Raw genomic sequence first — 24,385 nt, 5'->3', positions numbered from 1 at the left:
TTATTACCTTTGCACCATCAAAGTAAATGTTTTTATATGAATTCAATAACAAAAATTGCTATTTTACTGATTTTTAGCGGTATAATACCTATAAATGCGCAAAGTATCAATAGGAAAGCAGCAAACAAATTATACGATACATATAATAAATTCGTAACAAACTATGTAGATTCTTTGACTCAATTTAGAAGTAAACAGGATTCTACCTACGAAAAAACAGGAAAAGAAAGTAAGACTTATAACACTCAAAGTACTTTTGCTCTTCTTTTTATTCCTACTACTTATTATAGAGAAATTATCCACAAGTCATTTTGTCTTGATAACTATTATAATATGGATGATCTATTAAGCAACTCAATTAACAAATCACTTATGAATGTGTATTTGAATAGACCATCCCTTGTTCGCTTTGTAGACAAAGATATTTTGGTTGCAAATATATTATCTCCTAATAATATTAATAAATTAAAGACCTTACCAGCAGTTACTGATAAAGCAGACATAACTCCACAGGAAGATGGTCCGACAATAATTGATATCGCTGTAAGAAAACCAAATTTCTGGAATTTCTATGGAGATTATTACTTACAATTTCTACAAAATTATGTGTCTGACAACTGGTATAAAGGTGGAGAAAGCAACTATTCTATGGTTGCAAGTGCAATTATTCAAGCGATCTACAATAACAAGCAAAAGATAAAATGGGATAACAAACTAGAACTTAAACTTGGTTTTCAAACCTCTAAGGGAGATTCTATCCATCGGTTTAAAACCTCGGAAGACCTTATTCGTTACACAAGTAAATTCGGTTTACAAGCATCTCAGAAATGGTATTATACCTTACAGCTCATTGCAAGTACTCAGTTCATGAAAGGATTTAAAAATAATGACTCTAAAATTTATTCTTCCTTTATCGCCCCTTTAAATGCAAATTTATCTGTCGGTATGGATTACAACCTATTATGCTTCAAAGAAAGACTTAAAGGAACAATCCATATGGCTCCCGTTGCCTATAATTTTAAATATATTCAACGCCCAGAGTTAGCAGCAAGATATGGTTTAAAGCCTTTCCACAGAACCCTACACGATCTCGGTAGTGAATTCACTGCAGACCTTACTTGGGTTTTAAGTGATATGATCAAATGGAGAACTCGTTTATATGGCTACACAACCTATAAACGTGCTGAGATTGAATGGGAAAATACTCTATCTTTTCAATTTAACAAATTCATTTCAACTAATATTTTCTTATATCCTCGTTTTGACGATGCTCGAGGCAGAGACAGCAAACATGGCTATTGGGAATTCAAAGAATACGCTTCAATTGGATTTGCTTACTCGTTCTAAGCACATTTAGTTAATACATAAATATCTGTTCATTAAAATATAATTCTTAATTGATATGATGCAAGCAATGATTTTTGCAGCAGGACTAGGAACCCGTTTAAAACCTATTACCAATGATATACCCAAAGCATTAGTAAACATTGGTGGGCAAACTCTGTTGGAAAGAACGATCAAGACCTTACAAACTGCAAGCTTTAACGACATCGTTATCAATGTACATCACTTTGCTTCACAAATCAAGAATTATTTAGTTGATAAACAAAATTTCGGCCTTAATATAAAGGTAAGCGACGAAAGCAAACATCTTTTAAATACTGGTGGAGGATTAAAAGCTGCTGCTACTTTGTTTAATAAAGAAGAACCTATTCTTATTCACAATGTAGATATCGTTAGCAACGTAAACCTCAAACACTTATATCATCTTCCTTCAACTCTCGATGCAGAAGCAATTCTTTTAGTAAGTAAGCGAAAAACAAAGCGATACTTACTATTTAATGAAGACATGCTCTTGTGTGGTTGGATAAATACTGAGACAAATGAGGTAAAAACTCCTTATCCATTGCTCAATATTAATAAGTGTACCCAATTGGCATTCTCTGGCATTCATGTCTTCTCTCCTACCCTATTTCCTTTAATGAACTCATTCCCTGATGAGTTTGGAATAATTGATTTCTATCTTAAAGTTTGCAACAAAGTAAAGATTAAAGGGTATGTACAAGACAATTTACAATTAATCGATGTCGGTAAGTTTGAAACATTAGATCAAGCGGAGCAATTTATTAGTACGTTAGATTACAAATTATAAAGAATTATCACATTAAAACAAAGATACATGCAACAAAAAATTATTATTTTGGACTTTGGTTCACAGACGACACAACTTATCGGACGACGTGTTCGTGAGCTTGATACTTTCTGTGAAATACTACCTTATAATAAGTTTCCTAAGAACGACCCAGATGTAATTGGTGTTATTCTTAGTGGTTCTCCTTATTCAGTTCACGATACTGAAGCATTCCAATGCGATCTAAACGAATTCGTTGGTAAGTATCCAGTACTTGGCATTTGTTATGGTGCTCAATACATATCACACTCAACAGGAGGTAAAGTAGAGCGCACAGAATCACGTGAATATGGTCGTGCTCACCTTAAATCTGTAGACAACTCAAATCCTTTATTTATTGGTTTTGAGCAGAATTCACAAGTTTGGATGAGCCATGGCGACACTATTACAAAGATTCCTGAAGACTGTAAAGTAATTGCGTCTACTGAAGATGTTGAAAATGCAGCTTATGCAAGTAGCGAAAAACCTCTTTGGGCAGTGCAATTCCACCCTGAAGTATTCCACTCTCTACAAGGAAAAACTCTTCTTAAAAATTTTGTTGTAGACATTTGCGGAAGCAAACAAGAGTGGAGTGCGGCCTCATACGTTGAAACCACAGTAGAAGAACTAAAAAAACAAGTTGGAAGCGACCGTGTTATCCTTGGTTTGTCGGGTGGTGTTGACTCTACAGTATGTGCAATGTTGCTCAAAAAAGCTATAGGTAACCAGCTTACTTGCATTTTTGTTGACCATGGAATGCTAAGAAAGAACGAATTCAATAACGTTATGGAAGCTTACAGCGGACTTGGCTTGAACGTTATTGGAGTAGACGCTAGCGAGAAATTCTTTAAGGACTTAGAAGGCATTACCGATCCAGAACAAAAGAGAAAGATTATTGGTCGTGACTTTGTTGAGGTGTTCAACGCTGAAGCCAAGAAAATTACTGACGCTAAATGGTTGGCTCAAGGAACTATTTATCCTGACAGAATTGAAAGCTTAAGCATTACAGGTATGACCATAAAGAGCCACCACAATGTTGGAGGTTTACCAAAAGAAATGCACCTTCAACTATGCGAACCACTTCAATGGTTATTTAAAGACGAAGTAAGACGTGTTGGATATGAACTCGGAATACCTGCAAGTCTTATTGAGAGACATCCTTTCCCAGGTCCAGGTTTGGCTGTACGTATCTTAGGAGATATCACTCCTGAGCGTGTAAAAATACTTCAAGATGCAGACGATATCTACATTGAAACAATGAAGAAATGGGTTTGCGAAGATGGCGAAGTATTATATAACAAGGTTTGGCAAGCTGGAACTGTACTTTTAACGACAGTAAGAAGTGTTGGTGTCATGGGCGATGAACGTACTTACGAGCATCCTGTTGCACTACGAGCAGTTACAAGTACCGATGCGATGACAGCAGATTGGGCACATCTTCCTTATGAGTTCTTGGCAAAAGTGTCAAACGAAATCATTAATAAAGTAAAGGGTGTAAATCGTGTTTGCTACGATATCTCATCAAAACCACCAGCAACGATTGAATGGGAGTAATAGATAGTTTTTTGTTTATTTTTTAATAAAGATATTTAAGCCAAAATCTCTATAGAGCTTTGAACTATAGAATTTTGGCTTATTTTGTACAAATAACCTTTTTCCTACTGAGTCTGTAAACAGCGTATTACAAAATGGAAAACAAAGTGTAAACATTTGCGCTCATTCTAAGTTTTGGTAAGTTTTGATGTTCAAAAGAGCACATAAAGCGTGAAAAATGAACATTTCTTTAAGATATGAAATAGGCGGAATATCCTTTCAAGCACTTGATACTCCGCCTAATTGATTGATATTTAAGAGTTTATTACTTTTGTTCTAAAGCACCTTGTGCCGCTGCCAGTCTAGCTATAGGCACACGGAATGGAGAACAACTCACGTAGTTCAAACCAACCTTATCACAGAACTTAACTGATGCAGGCTCACCACCATGCTCACCACAAATACCACATACTAGTTCTGGTTTTGTTGCACGTCCTTTCTTAACAGCCATATCAATTAGCTGACCAACACCTTCTTGATCAAGTACTTGGAATGGGTCAACCTTAAGAATTTTATTTTCTAAATAAGTGGGTAAGAAGCTAGCGATGTCATCTCTACTATATCCATAGGTCATTTGAGTAAGGTCGTTTGTACCAAAGCTAAAGTACTCCGCTTTCTTAGCGATATAGTCAGCTGTAAGTGCAGCACGTGGAATTTCGATCATAGTACCAACGTGGAAAGAAAGTTCTACACCTTCTTCTGCAAATAGCTTTTCTGCTGTTTCTCTAATAACTGCTTCTTGGTTATCAAACTCGTTTACGATACCAATAAGTGGAACCATAATCTCTGGACGAGGATCAAAGCCTTCTTTCTTAAGTTGAATAGCAGCTCCAAGAATAGCTCTTGTTTGCATTGCTGTGATTTCAGGATAAGTATTACCTAAACGACAACCACGATGTCCAAGCATTGGGTTATGTTCGCTCAATGAGTTTACACGTTGTTGGATTTCTTCAACGCTCACTCCCATCTCTTCTGCCATAATTCTCTGACCTTCAAGATCATGAGGAACAAACTCGTGCAAAGGTGGATCTAGTAGACGAATATTTACTGGATATCCGTCCATTGCTTTTAGAATTCCATAGAAATCTTGTTTTTGGTAAGGTAGAAGTTTCTCTAAAGCCTTTTCACGTCCTTCTTTAGTACGAGCCAAAATCATTTCTCTCATAGCTTTGATTTTCTCATTTTCGAAGAACATATGCTCAGTTCTGCAAAGTCCAATACCTACTGCCCCGAAGCCACGAGCTACTTGTGCATCATGAGGAGTATCAGCATTAGTGCGTACTACCAATCGTGTATATTTGCTACACAATTCCATAAGTTTTGCAAAGTCACCAGTTACTTCAGCTGGTTTAGTTTCTATCTTACCTAAATAAACTTCACCTGTACTTCCATTCAATGACATATAGTCACCTTCTTTCAATACTGTTCCATCGATTTCTACAGTTCTTGCTTTGTAATTGATATTGATTGCACCAGCTCCAGAGACACAGCATTTACCCATACCACGAGCAACTACTGCAGCATGGCTGGTCATACCACCTCTTGCAGTTAAAATACCTTCTGATGCAGACATTCCAACTAAATCTTCTGGAGAAGTTTCTATACGAACCATAATAACGTCCTTACCTTCTTCTTTCCATCTTGCAGCATCATCAGCAAAAAATACGATTTGACCACAAGCAGCACCTGGAGAAGCAGGAAGACCTCTTGTTAGAACCTTAGCACTTGATTCTGCCATCTTATCAAATACAGGGTGAAGTAGCTCATCTAATTTATTTGGCTCGCAACGATTTAATGCTGTTTTCTCATCAATTTCACCTTCAGCCAATAAGTCCATTGCAATCTTAACCATTGCAGTACCCGTTCTCTTACCATTACGAGTTTGCAAAAACCATAATTTACCTTCTTGAACAGTAAATTCCATATCTTGCATATCGTGATAGTGCTTTTCTAGACGATCTTGAAGCGCATCAAGTTCTTTATAAATCTCAGGCATTCTTTCTTCAAGAGAAGGGTATTCTGTAGCACGAATGCTTTCGTCTATACCTTGAAGTTCTGCCCAACGAATAGAACCTTCTTTGGTAATTTGTAGTGGAGTACGAATACCTGCAACGACGTCTTCACCTTGTGCATTTAACAAATATTCTCCGTTGAAAAGATTCTCACCAGTAGATGCATCACGAGAGAAGCATACACCAGTTGCAGAAGAATCACCCATATTACCGAATACCATTGCCATTACGTTAACAGCAGTACCCCATTCTGCAGGAATTCCTTCCATCTTACGATATAAAATAGCACGTTCGTTCATCCAACTATCGAACACTGCACAAACAGCTCCCCATAATTGTTCCATTGGATTGGTAGGGAAATCTAGTCCAGTTTGTTCCTTAATAGCCGCTTTAAATAAAACAACAAGTTGCTGAAGTTCTTCAACAGTCATGTCGTTATCTAACTTGATGCCACGTTGTGCTTTGACATCCATAATAATTTTTTCAAATGGATCGATGTCTTCTTTGTTTACAGGCTTCATTCCTAACACAACATCGCCATACATTTGCACAAAACGACGATAACTATCATAAGCAAAACGTTTATTACCTGTCTTTCTTGCTAGACCTTCTACCACCTCATCATTCAATCCTAGATTAAGAATTGTGTCCATCATACCAGGCATAGAAGCTCTTGCTCCGCTTCGTACACTCAATAAGAGAGGATTCTCTACATCTCCAAACTTAGAGTTCATCAAATCCTCAATATGCTTAACAGAGTTTTCTACTTCATTTTTCAACAAAGCAACAACAGTGTCTTTGCCCTTTACAAAGTATTCATTACATACATCAGTTGTAATTGTAAATCCAGGAGGAACAGGCACTCCTATTAGGTTCATTTCAGCAAGATTGGCACCTTTTCCACCCAATAGATTTTTCATATCGGCTTTTCCTTCGGCCTTGCCATTGCCAAAAGTATAAACTCTCTTTTCGTTCATAGATTTATTTTTTAATTATTATTTAATGTTTCTTATTACTGCAAAGATAAAATAAAAAGAGCAATAAACAAAACATTTTACACCAAAATGCAAAGTCTATTTTACATTTTTACCTAAAATCATTTGACAGAATAATTCAAAAAGATTGCAAAGAGCATATTTAAGAATGTATAATTACTCAATATGATGTACCATACTATATCATACACTTTTCTTTCAAAAACAAAATGACTATTTTTGCCTCCAAATATCTATCGTATTATCAAGTAATTATAGTGTTTTTATAAAGTAAAAGTTATAAGTTTACAATGGTCTTATTATACAAATAAAAGTTGAATAGTTTTGAAGGAAGAAGAAGATATGCTAACTTTGAAGTCAAATTCGTGGAACATCACAATTAACTTATATTATAATGACAATAAACAAACAAATAAGAATTTCAATTCTTCCTTTCTTTTTAATTCTTAATTCAAGTATATTAGCACAAACCCCTATTGCAAACAGAATAAAAATATTAAGCACAACTCTACCAAAAGGAAGCCATATTATTGCAAAATATACAGACATGAAACGCCATGCTTTATATTATATATCAAATAACCGACTATATAAATATGATGTTCTTAATAATAGTCAAGATGAAATTAATCTAGAAAATAGAAATAAAATTATTGATAGTAGAGTTTCAAAAGATGGAAATACTATCACTATAAAAATCATAAAGAAACATATTAATAACATTTCTAAAGTTGAAGAATTAGATATTAATTCATTTACAGGAGAAATTACAATCGCAAAAACAGAAAGTACTATACCCGGAGAGCTTGACTTAAATAAGATAAGTAAAATAAAAACTTCTCCCAAACACCGACACCATATAAATATAAAGAAGTCGAGTTCTAAAAAGAAACATAGGAAACACCATCATAAGAAAAAAACAAGAGTTATTAATTAATAACTCTTGATTTCTCTCTTTTATTTATTTTTCCTTAAAGCAAATTGTGCAATTGTTACAGCAACAAGTCCTGCCGTTTCTGTTCTTAATCTATTTTCCCCTAAAGAAATCGATTGAAAGCCATTTTTCAAAGCCATTTCAACTTCATCTACTGAGAAATCTCCTTCAGGACCAACAAGAATTAAAACATCTTCTTTTATCTCTTCTTTATTAAGAGTTGAACATAAGTCGATCTTTGGGAATTGGTTATAACAATGAGCAATAAACTTTAATCCCTTATGCGGTATCGAAACGAACTCTTTAAACGAAACCATTTCGTTTAATTGTGGCATCCACGACTTTCGACTTTGCTTGGCTGCAGATACGATAATACGCTCTAGTCGTTCGTTCTTTACAACCCTACGCTCTGAAAATCTACAATTTAGAAAAGACAATTCATCGAAACCTATTTCTGTAATCTTTTCTGTTAGCCACTCTATCCTATCAATATTTTTTGTAGGAGCAATTGCTAAATGAATATTATTATTCCAAGTTTTAGGAAATTCTTGAGAATGAGTAATTTGATATTCACATCTACTCTTTGTTATATTTACAATCTCTGCTTGATGAAAAGAACCTTTCCCATCTATTAACACCATTTCATCTCCAGATTGCAAGCGTAATACTTTTGATGCATGGATAGCTTCTTCACTTGGCAATTCGTTTGTTGCTAAAGCAGAAGGAGCATAAAAATATCGAACTTCTTTCATTCTTATTATATTATCCTTTATTGTTCTTTAGTTTCTTTCTCCGTTCAATTTCTTGATTTAATGCCGCTGCTAACTCATAATTCTCATTATCTACAGCTTTTGTTAAAGCCTCGCCTAGCATCTCTTCAGATAGTGTATTAACAGGAAGTGACATTGTTTTTGAGTCTTTATTAAACGGAATACTTTGCCTTTTCATCAAATACTCGTCGATAAAGATCGGAATCTTTGCAATAATACTCAATAAAACTCCATCAACTGCAGATATAGGATATAAATCAAGCGTCGTAGAATTGTATAAATATGCTTTATACTCTCCATCAATTAACGTATTAATGACAACCTCAAAATTCGATTCTTCATAACTACGAATGACACTCCACAACACGTTTAACAATGTATTAGGAGTTTTCTTTGCAGAAAGATAAAATCTAAATTCCTTCAGTTTCTCAGTAGTACAGATTACACTTATTTGTTGGTTAGATTGTTCATCTACCAAAAGTAATAACCCAACGTCCTGTCCTTCTAGAATTGTTGAGATTCCATGAAATGTTAATTGAATGTTACTCATATTTATAGTTTCTCTGTTCTTGAACGAAACATCAACACAAAGCCAATGGCAACGACTGCGGCATAACATGCAAAAATCATCCAGCAAGACACCCAATCAGTAACACCATCTATGGTATGACTATTCACAACTGCTTGTGCTGCAAGTGTTCCAACGGTTGCGCCAATTCCATTTGTCATAAGCATAAATAGTCCTTGCGCACTTGAACGCATCTCATAGTCTACAGAATTGTCAACAAATAAAGAACCTGAGATATTAAATAGGTCGAATGCCAAACCATAAATAATCATAGAAGCAGCAAATATCCATACTCTATCACCAGGATTTCCTAATCCTAATAAATTAAATCTTAATACCCATGCAATCATTGCCATAGTCATAATGGTTTTAATTCCATATCGCTTCATAAAGAAAGGAATAAGTAAGATACAACAAGTTTCACTAATTTGAGACAATGAAATAAGAATGTTTGCATGATTAACTCCAAAAGAGTCTGAATATTCTGCTATATTTTTAAAACTTGTAATAAATGGATTGGCAAAGCTATTGGTTATCTGAAGACTCACGCCAAGCAACATTGAAAAGATGAAGAAAATAGCCATTCTTTTATCTTTAAACAATGCAAAAGATTTAAAACCAAGAGCTTCTACAAAAGTTTGATTATGTGTTGCCTTTGAAATATTACACTTAGGTAAACTAAAAGAATAAACAAATAGCAATAATCCACAGAATGCTGAAACAAAGAACTGATTGTGATTTGCTTGAAAACCAAACAAATCTACCACCCACATTGTAAAGATAAAGCCGATAGTTCCAAAGACTCTAATTGGTGGAAAGCTCTTTACTGTATCCATATTTGCATTTGATAATGCAGTATAAGCAACAGAATTACTTAATGCAAGGGTTGGCATATAAAATGCAACGCTTAGAGAATAGAAAGGGAATAGTAGTTTTGCTTCCATCAAAGACGACGCAACTTCTATCCCACCGCTATTAGATAACACCATACCACAATAACCTGTAGCAAGCATAAATGTTGCAGCTATAAGATGACAGAAGCCCATTAGTTTCTGAGCAGGCACCCATCTATCTGCCACTATTCCCATAATGGCAGGCATAAAGATCGAAACAATTCCCTGCATTGAATAAAAAACACCAATCTTTGAACCTAATTCAATTGTCGATAAATAGGTTCCCATAGATATTAGATAAGCTCCCCATATTGCAAACTGCAAGAAGTTCATTAGAGCTAAGCGTACTTTTAACATCATACTGCTATTATTTTATATTCTGATTTCTTGTTTTTATACTATAAATCTCTATTTTCTGTTGCACAAAGGTATACTAAAAAGAATAATTCTCAAAATAAATAAGAGAATTATTCTTCTATAAATGTGTTCTAAGAGATATCGTATATTACGACTTCTTTAATAGATCATTAACAGTTTTTACTGGATTAAATGTTGAAAGAGGAACCTCAACGCAAACCGTATTCCAATCGCTCATTGCTCCATTCCATAGTCCTGGCAACTCTAAAGCTTTTAATTCCTTTCCATTCTTACTCTTTAATGAAATGAAACCTGTATTCTTATCTACATAATTAGTAAGGTTGAAAGGTTTTCCTTTGAAGTCTTTTGTGCCACAAACTAAATCTACAGGATTAAAATGAGTACCATTTCTAAACATTGAAAGATAAGCTTTATTATCTTTATCAATTTGACTTGATTCTAGAATTTGAAGACTTATTGTATTGTCATTATTATAAACTAAGAATGGGCCTCCGCCTGCTTCTCCTTGATTTCGCACTACCCCACAAATGCGAATGGGGCGATTTAACTTTGTAAATAAATAGTTGGCAAGTTCTTCTTCCAACAGAGTTTCTACGCCATTTTTCACACAACAAAGTTCTTTTTCTAAGAAAAGACGAATCTCTTGAAGTGTTTCTGAAGTGTAAGTTTTAGCCTCGAGCACCTCAAGATAATTGAAAATCTTAGTTTGAAGCTCAATAAGAAGACCTGCAAGCACTTGCTTATACACTACTGTATCTTCTTTATAACTATCTGGAACCACATTATCTATATTCTTTATAAAGATAACATCACCATCAATATCATTTAGATTTTCGATCAATGCTCCATGACCTCCAGGTCTAAATACAAGATTATCATCTTCATCTAAGAATGGAGTATTATCCAGATTTACAGCAATTGTATCTGTAGTGGCCTTTTGTTCAGAGAAAGAAATATCATAAGTTACACCAAACTTATTCTCAAAATAAGGAGTCTTCTCTTTCACTTTCTTTTTGAATAAATCAAGATGATTGTGCGAAACAGTAAAATGCAAGAATACTTTTCCTTGAGAAGATGCATATAAGGCACCTTCTGCAAGATGCTCTTCCATCGCTGTACGTGGTCCATCTTCATAATTATAGAATAATAAAAGTCCTTTGGGTAAATTCGAATAGTTCAATCCCTTTTCATCTAAAAGATTTCTTACAATTGTCTTATAATCCCCTACTTCAATAAGACCCTTGATGTTTTTCTTATCATTCTGATTACACTTGTCACATAATTCCTCTCTAAAAGCAAAAAGCTTTATGTTATCACAGAATGTTTTTTCAAAAGAAGTTCGTGGTTCTTTGTAGTCTGCATCTAAATATTCAAACAGATCTTTAAACATTCTACTTGCCGCTCCACTTGCAGGAACAAATTTAACAATCTTTTTATTTCCTTGTTTATATGAATTCCAAAGATTGATATAATATTCTCTTTGTTCATCATTTGTCTTCACAATTCCCTCTTCTACTGAAGCTGCAGCCTTTAATTTCAGAAAAGGAAAACCATTCTTGAACTGAGACAACTGCTGTTCTATGATTTGCTCTGTTAGCCCCTGCTTTGTAATTTGGTTTAGATTCTTCTTTGATAACATAATCAATTCTTTTAGGTTTAATAATACTGTCAAGTCAAGATATAATGTATTTTCCGACATTACATATTAAACAAAGATACAGATTTTATTATAAAACAAAGAAGAAAAACAAAAAAAGGAATAGAAAATATTCTATTCCTTTTCAAATGATTTGCGGAAGCTGGGGGATTCGAACCCCCGGTACGGTAACCCGCACGTCAGTTTAGCAAACTGGTGGTTTCAGCCACTCACCCAAACTTCCTTACATTATTCTTTAATGCAGTGCAAAGGTAATGCTTTATTTTTATTCTGCCAAATCTTTTATATAGAAATTATCAAATAAGATCAATCTTGCATATTACTTTCTACAAAAGAAAATGGCAATAAGTCTTTAACAGAGGTCAAACAATAGATACCATTCTGTCCATAAAGTAGAATTTTTATGGGTTGTGAATATCTATCCTCCACTTCCAAAAGAACCTGTCTGCAAGCTCCACAAGGAGTTATTGGATCTTTCAAAATACCTTTATCTGTTTTTGCAGCAATAGCCAATACTTTGATAGGTTCATTAGGATAAGTTGCCTGAGCGGCAAACACTGCAGTACGTTCGGCACACAAAGAAGATGGAAAAGCTGCATTCTCTTGATTTGATCCCATCACTACTATTCCATTATTCAATAACGCAGCTGCTCCAACATAGAAGTGACTATATTTGGCATAGGCTGTATTAGTAGCTTCAATGGATTTCTTTACTACCATTTGTTCTACCTCAGAGAGCTCTTCAAGCTGACATAATTGATAATTAATCTCTATCTTTTTATATTCCATAATATTAATCTTCTTTATAAATGAATGCTCCTAAGTCAGGGTGTCCTACTCTACTTTCTCCTCTTCTATCATTACCTGGAAGAGTTGTTACAAAGGCATTGTTTCGTGCTTTTGCTTTTTCTTTCAAGCGAAAATCGAAGAACATTGTTTTTAAATCAATCGTCTTGAAATTCTTTTCACCATAAGAAATAGTATCCTTGACATCCTCATACATTATATTTTCAAGAGTCATTCCTCTAGGTTTATCTATTGTTGCCGTTCTTAAAAGCGTATTACGAATACTAATATTATCTAGATTTAAGTCTTTATGATCTGTTAAAATATTAAAAACATCATCAGAAAAACCCGTTATGATGCTATTATCACATTTGAAAGTCAAAGGATTGACTTTGCGATATAATAAATTAATCGCATAACCTCGACGTGAATTAAACGGATAGAACTGAGCTATTGTAGAAGCTAATATGTCTACATCACCATCTTTAAGATACAAACAATCAGCTTCAGAATTGGTTATTTCTGTATTTTGGATACGCACCTTACTATGATTCACATACAAGCCGTAACCTAAATTGTTGTGAATTCTACATGAATTAAGGAACAGTTTTTCTGTAGCAACATTAGAAGAATCAATTTTTATTCCATCAAAAGCACTATGAACATCAGTATAATTCATTACATTACCATAAGAAGAAGAATTTATATTGATCCCTTTCCATTGCCCACTCACCCTATCATAAGGTAAATTATCAAACAATTTGTCTAATCTATCACCACGTAACACCACGTTATTGTTTGCCGTTCCATTACAGATAATACGTCCATTTACATTTATTCCAGCATCTCCATGAAAATATAAAGTTGTTCCTGCTGCTATAGTCAATGTACTTCCCTCTGCAACATCTATTCCTCCATAAATAATTGTAGGTTTTATTGACGAAATTGTGGTATCATTCTTAACACTAAGATTACGAATAATATTAGCATTCCAAACATAGGTTTCAAGTTTCAAACGTTCTTCTCGTCCATTATCTAAAACGAAAATCAAGTTATCTTTCACTTTTTGAGGCGAGTCACCCGACACTTTTTCTCCAAGAAACTTTACAAAGATGCGAATACTATCTTTTGCTCTTACATCTATTTCAGATGTTTGATAGCCTACATTCTTACCTATAGAGATTCCATCAACATTGACTTGGAAGCCTGCTTGATTACCATTTTCTAAACGAATGGTATTACAATGAATATTACTATTACCTCTATTATATACCCATAGTGTTTTAGTTGAACTCTGAGTAGTTGAAAAAACAGTGTCAAGACGAAGGGTATCACTAGAAAAGATCAACCGAGAACTTGGCAAACTGGGAAAACTGTCGCTATCACTACAAGCGATAATTCCCAACAATATAAATATTAATACAAGATATTGAAAAGGATTTCTCATAATTAATATAATAACGATGAAAATTAAAATTTATTACTTCAGATATAGCTTATTCAAATATCTTGTTCCACCTTATTATATATTAATAGGATTCTGCTGCGCTAGGGAATGCTCCTTCCTTTATATCTTGGATATAACTACCAATTGCATCTGTCATAATCTCTGAAAGATTAGCATATTGGCGTAAAAACTTTGGACGGAAACCTTGTGTTAATCCAAGCATATCTGCAGACACTAATATTTGTCCATCTGTTGCATTTCCTGCACCAATACCTATTGTTGGGCAATCGATAGACTTAGAAACACGTTTTGCTAGTTCTGCTGGTATCTTCTCAAGTACTATCGCAAAGCAACCAGCATCAGTCAATAATTTAGCATCTTGAATCAACTTATTTGCTTCTTCTTCTTGTTTTGCTCGCAAACCATATCCTCCAAACTGATGAACACTTTGTGGAGTTAAGCCTAAATGTCCCATAACAGGAATACCTGCAGCTATCAATCCTTTTATAGTTGGTAGTATTTCTTCTCCCCCTTCGAGCTTTAAAGCATCTGCTCCAGTCTCTTTCATAATTCTAATAGCATTTCTCAAAGCATCTTCTTTACTTATTTGATAAGAACCAAAAGGCATGTCACAGACAACTAACGCACGTTTTACTCCATTCACAACGCAGCGTGCATGATAAATTATTTCATCTAGAGTTATAGGCAATGTTGTTGAGTTACCTGCCACAACATTTGATGCAGAATCTCCAACTAAAATTCCTTCTATTCCTGCTTGATCGATAATTGAAGCTATTGTATAGTCATAAGCTGTTAGCATTGTAATTTTTTCACCCTGCTTTTTCAACTCTATAAACTTCTGAGTAGTTATCTTCTTTGTATCTGTAAATAAATATTTAGACATAACTTGTTATTAATTATTTTTATTGAGGTGCAAAATTACAAATAATAAATGAATAAAGCGTCAACATCTCTTTATATAAATAACGTAAGTTCCATGGATTATAAGTACTTGTAAATTTGTAGAACTCATGTAAAATAAGAACGAGGTAAGATCTAAACTTTGATGAGTTCAGCCATAATAGCATCACTGATATAATACCCTTTCCGTGTTAAAACAAGGCGATTATCTGTAGTTTTCATGATCATTCCTTCTTTTATAAAGCCAGAACTCTGCTCTAATATATATCGGGAAAAGTCTCCTTGCAAACTATTTAAAAGTATTCCTTTTTTCGTCCTTAAAGCAGTAGTCACCAAATCATTATACCTTGTAATATCATCTATTAATTCTTCTTCAAAAGGAAGAATATCTTTAGAAATACTTTTTATATACTGAGACACATTTGAGACATTCCAACTGCGAGTGAGTAGATTATAAGAATGTGCTGAAGGTCCAACTCCTAAATAAGGTGTTTCATTCCAATAGCTACTATTATGACGTGATTCAAAACCTGGCTTTGCAAAATTACTAATCTCATATTGCGCTAAACCAGCTTCAGAAAGCTTATCAATTAAAACATCATACATCTCTACACTCAATTCTTCTGATATCTGTTCGATCTTCTTTTTTTTTAGAAGATGATAGAGTTTTGTGCCCTCTTCGAACATTAAGCTATAAGCTGAGACATGCTGAACATTAAGCTTTATAGCTTGATCAATATCAAACAGCCAATCAGTTAATGTCTCTTTAGGAAATCCAAAGATAAGATCTATACTTATATTCGATATTCCGACCTCTTTAATAATATCCACTGCACGAATCGCTTCTTCTGCATTATGTCGGCGATTAATGAGTTTCAACTGATCATTATTAAAGGTTTGAATACCTAAACTTATTCTATTGGCATATTTCTTTAAGATCTTTGCATAGGAAAGAGTTATATCATCAGGATTACATTCGATTGTAACTTCTTCAAAAGAGTTACCAAAACAATCGTAAATAGCATTGAATATCTTCTCAAAAGCATACTCATCTAAACAACTAGGAGTGCCTCCACCGAAATAAACCGTATTGACAAGAGGCTTAAACTGATTATTTTTAAAATGAATATCTTTAAAGAATTGCTTGCGTAAATACAACTCTTTACAAATAGCTTCAATATAATCTTGCTTTAATTGATTATTTGTTACGCTATAAAATGCACAATAAGAACATTTCGAAGAACAAAAAGGAACATGTAAATATAATCCTGCCATAATATTAATAACAAAAATACTAATATATTTTAAATATCAAATACTTTTTAAATGAATATCATTGTTATTTAAATAAAAACAAGTATCTTAGTAACACTAATCAGGAATTATATTCCATCTTTTGATAACTTACGTACTAACACTTTAAACCTAATAATTATGAAGGTATATGAAACTAAAGAAATTAAGAACATTGCACTTATTGGCAGTTCGGGAAGTGGCAAGACGACTCTTGCCGAAAGTATGTTATATGAAGCAGGACTAATTAAAAGAAGAGGTACGATTGAAGCTCGAAACACTGTTAGTGACTACTTCCCTGTTGAACATGAATATGGCTATTCTGTATTTCCTACAGTCTTTCATGTTGAATGGAACAATAAAAAACTAAACATAATAGACTGCCCAGGTGCTGATGATTTCATTGGAGGAACCATCACTGCTCTCAATGTTACAGACCAAGCACTTCTTTTAATCAATGGTCAATATGGTCCAGAGGTAGGCACTCAAAATGTATTCAGATACACTGAGAAACTCAAGAAACCTGTTATTTTTTTAATTAACCAACTTGATTCTGAAAAATGTGACTTCGATTCCATCATCAATAGTATGAAAGATGTGTATGGAAGTAAATGCGTTCAGATTCAATATCCTTTACAAACAGGAAGTCAATTTAATGCCGTTATCGACGTTTTACTAATGAAAATGTTTAAATGGCAACCAGAAGGAGGAATCCCAACCATTGAAGAAATTCCTGCAGAAGAAATGGATAAAGCCTTAGAATTACATAAGATATTAGTTGAAACAGCTGCAGAAAACGATGAAACTCTTATGGAAAAATTCTTTGAGACAGAAACTCTTACAGAAGATGAGCTTCGCCATGGTATCCGAAAAGGATTAATAAACAGAGCTATATTTCCTATTTTCTGCGTTTCTGCAGAAAAAGATATGTGTGTAAGAAGACTTATGGAATTCCTTGGAAACGTCGTTCCTTTTGTTAGTGATATGCCTAAAATACATAACACAAGAGGTGAAGAAGTGTGCCCAAATGTAGACCATCCAAAATCAATATATTTCTTTAAGACTGGTTTGGAACCTCATATTGGTGAAGTTTCTTACTTTAAGGTAATGAGTGGGTCTATAAAAGTAGGAGACGATTTAACCAATTCTGATAGAGGTTCTAAAGAAAGAATTGGTCAACTATATGTATGCGCAGGTGCAAATAGAATTCCTATTGACCAATTAAATGCAGGCGATATTGGTTGTACTGTCAAACTAAAAGATGTCAAAACAGGCAACACATTAAATGAAAAAGATTTAGATCAACGATTCGATTTCATTAAATATCCAAATTCAAAATATTCTAGATCGATTAAAGCAGCAAAGAGTCAAGATACAGAAAAACTAATGGCTGCGATCACAAAGATGCGCCAAGAAGATCCAACTTGGGTCATAGATCAAAGCAAAGAGCTTCGACAAATCATCATCCATGGGCAAGGAGAGTTCCATCTTCGTACCTTGAAATGGCGACTAGAGAACAATGAGAAGCTTGAGGTTATCTATGGAGAGCCACGCATTCCTTATAGAGAAACTATCACAAAGACCTCCTTTGCTGAATATAGACATAAGAAACAATCTGGTGGAGCAGGACAATTTGGAGAAGTACATCTTATCATTGAACCTTATGCTGAAGGCATGCCAGATCCTACTTCGTATAAGTTTAACGGTCAGGAATTTAAAGTTAACATCAAAGGGCGCGAAGAAATTAGCCTAGAATGGGGTGGAAAATTACTATTCATTAATAGTGTTGTTGGAGGTGCAATTGATAGCCGTTTCATGCCAGCTATATTAAAAGGAATTATGGATTGTATTGAGCATGGACCATTAACAGGTAGCTATGCACGAGATGTTCGTGTGGTTGTGTACGATGGAAAGATGCACCCTGTTGATTCAAACGAATTATCCTTCATGCTTGCAGCACGTCATGCTTTCTCAGATGCCTTTAAAAATGCAGGTCCAAAAATACTTGAACCAATCTACAATCTAGAAGTTTATGTTCCCTCGGAGTTCATGGGTGATGTTATGAGTGACCTACAAGGACGCCGTGCTATGATTATGGGAATGGACACAGAAGCAGGGTATCAAAAGCTACAAGCTAAGATTCCATTAAAAGAATTAAGCGACTATTCTATTGCATTAAGTTCTATTACTGGCGGAAGAGCATCCTTTACAACTAAATTCTCTAGCTATGAACTAGTTCCAAATGACATTCAAAGAAAATTAATTGAAAACCATTTAGTAGAACAAGAAAGTACAGATAACTAATAAAGTATAAAATAGATGTATAACAAATTTGTTATACATCTATTTTTCGTAAAATCCTCTTTTTCCTGATATTGTTTAAGAATATATACGACACGATTAAAATCGAGGCGATTAAAATTTATTTGAATACTAAAATTAGCTCGAACTGGCGTATTTTATATATGATTGAGGGGAAAAGACCGAGAGATTTTTATTAAAAGCAAAAGATTGATTGTCTCACGACAATCAATCTTTCTTAACCTTAATAATCTAATACCATGAAAAACACGTTACAAAGTTAGCGTTTTTTGTAATACAAATAACAAAATAGAACAACAACCTTTCTATTTTTTATTATTATTAACGAAATAATATGTTATTGTAGTTTATAAAAGTAAATAAAATATTGATATTTTACTGCCAATAACGATATATCATAACAGAATTCCTAAACATATATGAAGGCAATATGCCCAATAAGGAACAATCTTATTGGACATATTTTATGAATTAATCAACCTTTACAATCTTGGTTGGTGCGTGTTCTTTGTTACGCTTATTAGTCATCGTAACAACGGCTTGGGCTAGACTTATGAATGCTTGTCCTGTTACTGTATCGGTATGTAATGCCGCAGGAGTACCCTTGTCACCATTCTCTCTAATGCTTTGTACAAGGGGAATTTGCGCTAATAAGGGGAAACCTTTTTCTTTTGCAAGTTCTTTACAACCATCTTTTCCAAAGATATAATATTTATTTTCTGGCAATTCTGCAGGTGTAAACCATGCCATATTCTCAACCATTCCAAGAATAGGAACATTTATTTTCTCATTCATATACATATCTATACCCTTTCTTGCGTCTGCAAGTGCAACGCTTTGAGGTGTACTTACAATCACAGCTCCAGTGATAGCAAGGGTTTGAAGCAATGTTAAATGAATATCGCTTGTTCCTGGCGGTGTGTCGAGAATAAAGTAATCAAGTTCTCCCCAGTCTGCATCTGCAATCAATTGTTTAAGAGCTTGTGTTGCCATTCCACCACGCCAAACTGTTGCAGTATCAGGGTCTACAAAGAAACCGATGCTCAATAGCTTCACACCATACTTCTTTATAGGCTCTACAAGATCTCTTCCGTCCTTATGAACTCCATATGGTCGCTCTCCTTCTACATCGAACATCTTAGGAATCGACGGACCAAATATGTCGGTATCTAATAATCCTACCTTATAACCTAACATGGCTAAAGCTATCGCAAGGTTAACTGATACAGTGCTTTTACCTACTCCTCCTTTACCAGAACTTACGGCAATGATATTCTTTACTTGTGGAAGTAGCTTGTCAACTGTTGGTCTTGGAGCCGATTTGAATTCGGTTAAGATGTTCACCTCAATCTCTTTGCTTATTGAATAGTGAATGGCTGCCTCAGTAGCCTTTAGGGTTGACTTGAGGAAAGGGTCGGTTTCACGAGGGAAAATCAAAGTGAAGGTCACCTTATTACCATTGATCACGATATCTTCTCCAACCATTTCGCTCTCTATAAGATTCTTTTTGGTTCCTGCATAAATAACTGTTTGCAAGACCTCTCTTATCAAATTTGGATATAATGTCATATTAATTTGCTTATTTTATTATTACTTATAGAATATATCTCATCAAAAGTTATATTCTACTGATATTCATAATGTTTTATATTTACTTGCTTGTTTCAAGTTCACTGCGTTTTGAACGATGATAACTTCTATACTCATCAAGTGGAATCTCAACATCAGGCTCAGTCAATTCACCTTCTTGTGGCAACAAAAAGCGCATATATTTAATGTTCAACCCACGCTCTAACCACATCTTTTCATAGTAAGTTTGAATAGACAAAAGTTGCTTTGTGCTATCATCTATATTGCTATCGTGATATAAGTCAGTTGTTTCTATCTTCACAGGCAATTGATTATGTTTGACCATTGCTTGCGTATAAGTAAACAAGAAGTTTGAGTCTGTCTTTAAATGAATAATTCCGTTATCCACTAAGAAACGCTTATAACGATCCATAAAAGCCGTTCCAGTAAGACGTTTTCTTACATTTTTCATCTGTGGATCACTGAAAGTGAGCCATATTTCTTGCACTTCATCTTTATCAAAGAAGCGATCTATAAACTCAATATTGGTTCTTAAGAAAGCTACATTGCTCAAGTTTTCTTGTAAAGCAAGCTTTGCTCCTGCCCACATTCGTGCGCCTTTAATATCTATTCCTATAAAGTTCTTGTTTGGAAAGAGCTTTGCAAGCTCTACTGTATATTCGCCTCTACCGCATCCAAGCTCAAGAACTATAGGATTATCGTTATGGAAATAGGCTTCTCTCCATCTTCCCTTTTGTTCAAAAGGCACATTATCTATCACTGAAAAAGGATATTGAAAGACGTTAGAGAAGGTTTCCATCTCTGCAAATTTGGCTAATTTTCCTTTGCCCATCTGTGAGTATTTCTGTGTTATTGTATAATAATTAAACAAAACAAAGAATGTAGTTAAAAGTGGGTTACATTTTAAGTACATTCTTGTTGTTATCTATTTTATTTTCAATTTCAATCTTTATTCTATAACAACTGTGGTCCATCCGTGTATATCTGGCTCGGTTCCATATTGTATACCACGTAGTTTGTTATATAATTTTGTAGACCATGGTCCTGGAGTATCACCAAAGCTGTATCGCTTTCCTGTTTCACTATCATCTATATAGGATATCGGACTAATTACAGCAGCTGTGCCACAAGCTCCCGCTTCTTCAAAAGTTGCAAGCTCTTCTTCACCTACTGGGCGTTGTTCTACAGTCATTCCGAGATCTTCTGCCAATTGCATTAAGCTCTTGTTGGTTATACTTGGCAAGATAGAAGTAGACTTTGGAGTGATATAAGTATTATCTTTTATACCGAAGAAGTTGGCAGCTCCACACTCATCTATATATTTCTTTTCTTTTGCATCGAGATAAAATTCACTTGCATAACCACGTTCATGAGCAATAGAATTAGCCTTTAAGCTTGCAGCATAGTTTCCTCCTACCTTGTAAGTACCTGTACCTAATGGGGCACTTCTGTCATATTCACGCATGATGATATAAGGATTTGAGTGGAAACCACCCTTAAAATAAGGTCCAACAGGAGTGACAAAGATAATGAAAGCATATTCTGTTGCAGGACGAACTCCGACTTGTGGACCTGTACCAATTAGCAAAGGACGAATGTAAAGTGTTGCTCCACTTTCATAAGTAGGGATATATTCTTGATTAAGACGAACGACTTTCTTCACCATCTCTTCGAATTTCTCTACTGGAAACTCTGGCATTAATATTCCTCGACATGTTCTTTGTAAGCGTTCTGCATTGTCTTTCATTCTAAAAACGCGCACTTTTCCATCGGCACCTCTATACGCTTTCAATCCTTCAAAAGCCTCTTGACCATAATGAAGACATGTTGCTGCCATGTGCATCTTTAGATATTCGTCGCTACAAGCTTCTATTTCGCCCCATGAACCATTACGATAATAGCAGCGAACATTATAATCTGTGGGCATATATCCAAAGGAAAGATTAGCCCAATCTAATTCTTTCATAATCTATTTTACTGTTTATTCTTTCTGATTAATGCACAAAAGTACAAAGAATAGCGGTCATACACAACTCTTTATATAGTTTTAATGCATTAAGCTTTCAAGCGTGTCGTATTGCAGATACCTTCTTTTTACCTTTAAATAGCCCATTAAGTAGCTATCAAGAACAATTTTATTTGTTCTCTTTCAATATTGTTTTTATCTCTTTATCGGTTTTGGTTAGCTTGTCTTTACATAACTTTACCAACTTTTGAGCTTGTTTTAATTCTGTTGTAAGTTCATCAATATCAAGCTCTTCATTTTCCATTTTACTAACAATATCTTCGAGTTGGCTCAATGCCTCTTCGTATTTTATCTCTTTTGCCATATCTTATTTTATAATAGATGTTATGATACCATCTTTGAATTTTGTTGTTATCTCGTCACCTTTTTTAAGCTCTTTTGCATTTAGAACACTCTTTCCATTATGCAAAGTAATTGAATATCCCCGCTCAAGAATACGCTGTGGATCCAAACTTCTTATCTTTTCATTTAAAAGAGTAAGACGATGTTGTTTACTATTCAAGATATATTTTGGTGCATTATTTAGTCGCTGATCCAGCATATCTACCGTTCTTTGTTGATGAGTAATGGTAGATTGCATTCCAATTAGAAGTCGTTGCAACAGTTGTTGTATATATCCTTCTTGCTTTGTCTTTACTACCGAGAACACAATAGGCACTTTTTCTGCCAAGCGTTGCAACTTATTGCGTTCTAATTCAATTCTGTTTTGAGCATAAGTCACCACATACTGCTGAAGCGTATCTATTCTACTATACACTCGAAGAGCGTGATTAATGAAGTAATCAGCAGCTGCTGTAGGTGTTTTCACTTGTTCAAAAGAAATCAAGTCGAGCACGCTCTCATCTCTATCGTGCCCTATTCCATTTATAACAGGAATGGGAAAGTTAGCAATATTCTCTGCTAATGCAAGCGAATCAAATCCGCTTAAATCGCTAGTTCCACCACCTCCTCTAATCATTACAACAACATCGAACTGCGAAAGCTTATCATTTATAGCGTTTAAAGCCGAAATAACGCTTTGTTCTATGCCCTCTCCTTGCATAACTGCATTGAAAAGAGCTACTTCAAATACAAAACCATACTCGTTATGAACAAGGTGTTGCATAAAATCTCCATAGCCTGCAGCACCTTCACTCGATATAACAGCAATGCGTTTTGCAAACAAAGGCATGTAAAGTTCTTTCTGCAGATCATACACTCCCTGTGCTTTTAGAGCGTCAATGATATCCTTTCGCTTTTTAGCCATGCTTCCTAAGGTGAAAGTTGGATCGATATAATTGATAATCCACGCAAATCCAAAAGCCTCATGAAATTGAGCTTCAACCTTAAGGAGCACTTTCATCCCTGCTTTAAGACATTGTCTTGTAACCCGTTCGAAATGAGGTTTGATAAACATCCACTTATTACTCCAACACTTTGCCGATGCTTTTGCAATGGGTGTGTTCATCTTTTCGTCTTTTTCTATCAGCTCAATATAGCAATGTCCACGCACTTCTCTAATCTCAGAGATCTCTGCTTCTACCCAAAAATCTTGGTTAAAAGAAAGCGAAATCACTTCTGAAACAAGATTATTCAGCTGATATAGACTTAAATGTGTTTGTGAATTATTGTTTTCCATCATTTCTTTTATGTAATACAAATTTACTTTCTTTTATCATTTTCCACAACAATCACGACATATATTTACATTTATTTAATTGTATTTACGCTCCCCTTTTTAACTCGTTTAATTCTCTATACAAAATAAAAGCTATGTTTTTACCATCTAATAACAATGCTTTTACGCCTCAATAACAATGCTTTTACAAGCTAAAATCAATGCTTTTAGAAAGCAACTATTAGACGAAATAAACTCACCTCTTTTTCATCTTAAAAGGATTCCCATTGCGCATTATTTACCCCATCACTCTCTTTAAAATATATTATCTTTCTATCTCCTTTAGAATTCTTCTTTTTAGCAAGTTAGATTCATAATCTATCAATTAGCACAAAGAAGTGAAGAAAAGACATGTTATTGCTGTTAATAAGCA

At 34.5% G+C, this 24,385-nt stretch carries 19 protein-coding genes and 1 tRNA gene; 5 read left to right on the top strand and 15 right to left on the bottom strand.

Annotated features, from left to right (window positions below; genetic code table 11):
• The first annotated feature begins 36 nt into the window (after positions 1 to 36).
• Genes HMPREF0669_RS06105 through guaA form a run of 3 tightly spaced genes read left to right on the top strand, consistent with a single transcriptional unit; the run spans position 37 to position 3,724 of the window.
• Positions 37 to 1,347, top strand: a complete 1,311-nt coding sequence (locus HMPREF0669_RS06105; RefSeq protein WP_009227646.1) for a DUF3078 domain-containing protein — start codon at positions 37 to 39, stop codon at positions 1,345 to 1,347.
• A gap of 55 nt (positions 1,348 to 1,402) precedes the next feature.
• A complete protein-coding gene (locus tag HMPREF0669_RS06100) occupies positions 1,403 to 2,152 on the top strand; it encodes a sugar phosphate nucleotidyltransferase (protein WP_020967242.1) in 750 nt (249 codons plus the stop codon).
• A gap of 27 nt (positions 2,153 to 2,179) precedes the next feature.
• Positions 2,180 to 3,724 (top strand): glutamine-hydrolyzing GMP synthase, encoded by a 1,545-nt coding sequence (gene guaA, locus HMPREF0669_RS06095; protein ID WP_009227644.1) that lies wholly within the window; start codon positions 2,180 to 2,182, stop codon positions 3,722 to 3,724.
• A gap of 304 nt (positions 3,725 to 4,028) precedes the next feature.
• Here guaA and ppdK read toward each other — a convergent pair whose 3' ends face one another.
• Positions 4,029 to 6,752, bottom strand: a complete 2,724-nt coding sequence (gene ppdK / locus HMPREF0669_RS06090) for a pyruvate, phosphate dikinase (RefSeq protein ID WP_009227643.1) — start codon at positions 6,750 to 6,752, stop codon at positions 4,029 to 4,031.
• A 412-nt stretch (positions 6,753 to 7,164) separates the two neighbouring features.
• Between ppdK and HMPREF0669_RS06085 the strand changes: the two genes are divergently transcribed.
• Positions 7,165 to 7,707, top strand: coding sequence for a hypothetical protein (locus HMPREF0669_RS06085; protein WP_009227642.1), 543 nt, complete (start codon positions 7,165 to 7,167; stop codon positions 7,705 to 7,707).
• A 20-nt stretch (positions 7,708 to 7,727) separates the two neighbouring features.
• Here HMPREF0669_RS06085 and HMPREF0669_RS06080 read toward each other — a convergent pair whose 3' ends face one another.
• The 9 genes from HMPREF0669_RS06080 to hemW form a co-directional block, all read right to left on the bottom strand.
• Positions 7,728 to 8,456: a 16S rRNA (uracil(1498)-N(3))-methyltransferase gene (locus tag HMPREF0669_RS06080; protein ID WP_009227641.1), complete on the bottom strand. Its 729-nt coding sequence runs from the start codon at positions 8,454 to 8,456 to the stop codon at positions 7,728 to 7,730.
• A 10-nt stretch (positions 8,457 to 8,466) separates the two neighbouring features.
• Positions 8,467 to 9,024, bottom strand: a complete 558-nt coding sequence (locus HMPREF0669_RS06075; RefSeq protein WP_009227640.1) for a DUF151 domain-containing protein — start codon at positions 9,022 to 9,024, stop codon at positions 8,467 to 8,469.
• A gap of 2 nt (positions 9,025 to 9,026) precedes the next feature.
• Complete coding sequence (locus tag HMPREF0669_RS06070; protein WP_009227639.1) at positions 9,027 to 10,295, bottom strand: MFS transporter; 1,269 nt, start codon at positions 10,293 to 10,295, stop codon at positions 9,027 to 9,029.
• 145 nt (positions 10,296 to 10,440) lie between these two features.
• The gene (locus HMPREF0669_RS06065; RefSeq protein WP_009227638.1) at positions 10,441 to 11,952 is read right to left on the bottom strand and encodes a DUF4301 family protein; all 1,512 of its coding nucleotides are present in this window, start codon (positions 11,950 to 11,952) and stop codon (positions 10,441 to 10,443) included.
• 154 nt (positions 11,953 to 12,106) lie between these two features.
• A tRNA-Ser gene (locus HMPREF0669_RS06060) sits at positions 12,107 to 12,193 on the bottom strand.
• An 83-nt stretch (positions 12,194 to 12,276) separates the two neighbouring features.
• Positions 12,277 to 12,759, bottom strand: a complete 483-nt coding sequence (cdd, locus tag HMPREF0669_RS06055; RefSeq protein WP_009227637.1) for a cytidine deaminase — start codon at positions 12,757 to 12,759, stop codon at positions 12,277 to 12,279.
• 4 nt (positions 12,760 to 12,763) lie between these two features.
• Positions 12,764 to 14,203: a hypothetical protein gene (locus HMPREF0669_RS06050; protein WP_009227636.1), complete on the bottom strand. Its 1,440-nt coding sequence runs from the start codon at positions 14,201 to 14,203 to the stop codon at positions 12,764 to 12,766.
• A gap of 82 nt (positions 14,204 to 14,285) precedes the next feature.
• Complete coding sequence (panB, locus tag HMPREF0669_RS06045; RefSeq protein ID WP_009227635.1) at positions 14,286 to 15,107, bottom strand: 3-methyl-2-oxobutanoate hydroxymethyltransferase; 822 nt, start codon at positions 15,105 to 15,107, stop codon at positions 14,286 to 14,288.
• A 152-nt stretch (positions 15,108 to 15,259) separates the two neighbouring features.
• Positions 15,260 to 16,399 (bottom strand): radical SAM family heme chaperone HemW, encoded by a 1,140-nt coding sequence (gene hemW, locus HMPREF0669_RS06040; protein ID WP_009227634.1) that lies wholly within the window; start codon positions 16,397 to 16,399, stop codon positions 15,260 to 15,262.
• A gap of 159 nt (positions 16,400 to 16,558) precedes the next feature.
• Between hemW and HMPREF0669_RS06035 the strand changes: the two genes are divergently transcribed.
• Positions 16,559 to 18,721, top strand: a complete 2,163-nt coding sequence (locus HMPREF0669_RS06035; protein ID WP_009227633.1) for a translation factor GTPase family protein — start codon at positions 16,559 to 16,561, stop codon at positions 18,719 to 18,721.
• Between the two features lie 489 nt (positions 18,722 to 19,210).
• Here HMPREF0669_RS06035 and HMPREF0669_RS06030 read toward each other — a convergent pair whose 3' ends face one another.
• From HMPREF0669_RS06030 to xseA, 5 genes are all read right to left on the bottom strand, one after another.
• A complete protein-coding gene (locus tag HMPREF0669_RS06030) occupies positions 19,211 to 20,308 on the bottom strand; it encodes an Mrp/NBP35 family ATP-binding protein (RefSeq protein WP_009227632.1) in 1,098 nt (365 codons plus the stop codon).
• A gap of 82 nt (positions 20,309 to 20,390) precedes the next feature.
• Positions 20,391 to 21,161 carry a tRNA (guanosine(46)-N7)-methyltransferase TrmB gene (gene trmB / locus HMPREF0669_RS06025; protein ID WP_009227631.1) on the bottom strand — a complete coding sequence of 257 codons (771 nt, stop codon included), beginning with the start codon at positions 21,159 to 21,161 and terminating at the stop codon, positions 20,391 to 20,393.
• A gap of 117 nt (positions 21,162 to 21,278) precedes the next feature.
• Complete coding sequence (locus HMPREF0669_RS06020) at positions 21,279 to 22,295, bottom strand: branched-chain amino acid aminotransferase (protein WP_009227630.1); 1,017 nt, start codon at positions 22,293 to 22,295, stop codon at positions 21,279 to 21,281.
• Between the two features lie 169 nt (positions 22,296 to 22,464).
• Positions 22,465 to 22,659: an exodeoxyribonuclease VII small subunit gene (xseB, locus tag HMPREF0669_RS06015; protein ID WP_009227629.1), complete on the bottom strand. Its 195-nt coding sequence runs from the start codon at positions 22,657 to 22,659 to the stop codon at positions 22,465 to 22,467.
• 3 nt (positions 22,660 to 22,662) lie between these two features.
• Positions 22,663 to 23,973 carry an exodeoxyribonuclease VII large subunit gene (xseA, locus tag HMPREF0669_RS06010; RefSeq protein ID WP_009227628.1) on the bottom strand — a complete coding sequence of 437 codons (1,311 nt, stop codon included), beginning with the start codon at positions 23,971 to 23,973 and terminating at the stop codon, positions 22,663 to 22,665.
• Between the last annotated feature and the right edge of the window lie 412 nt (positions 23,974 to 24,385).

This window comes from Prevotella sp. oral taxon 299 str. F0039, from assembly GCF_000163055.2.
Classification (GTDB): domain Bacteria; phylum Bacteroidota; class Bacteroidia; order Bacteroidales; family Bacteroidaceae; genus Prevotella.
Note: the sequence above shows the minus strand (reverse complement) of the source record. Positions and strands in the feature narration are given on the sequence as shown.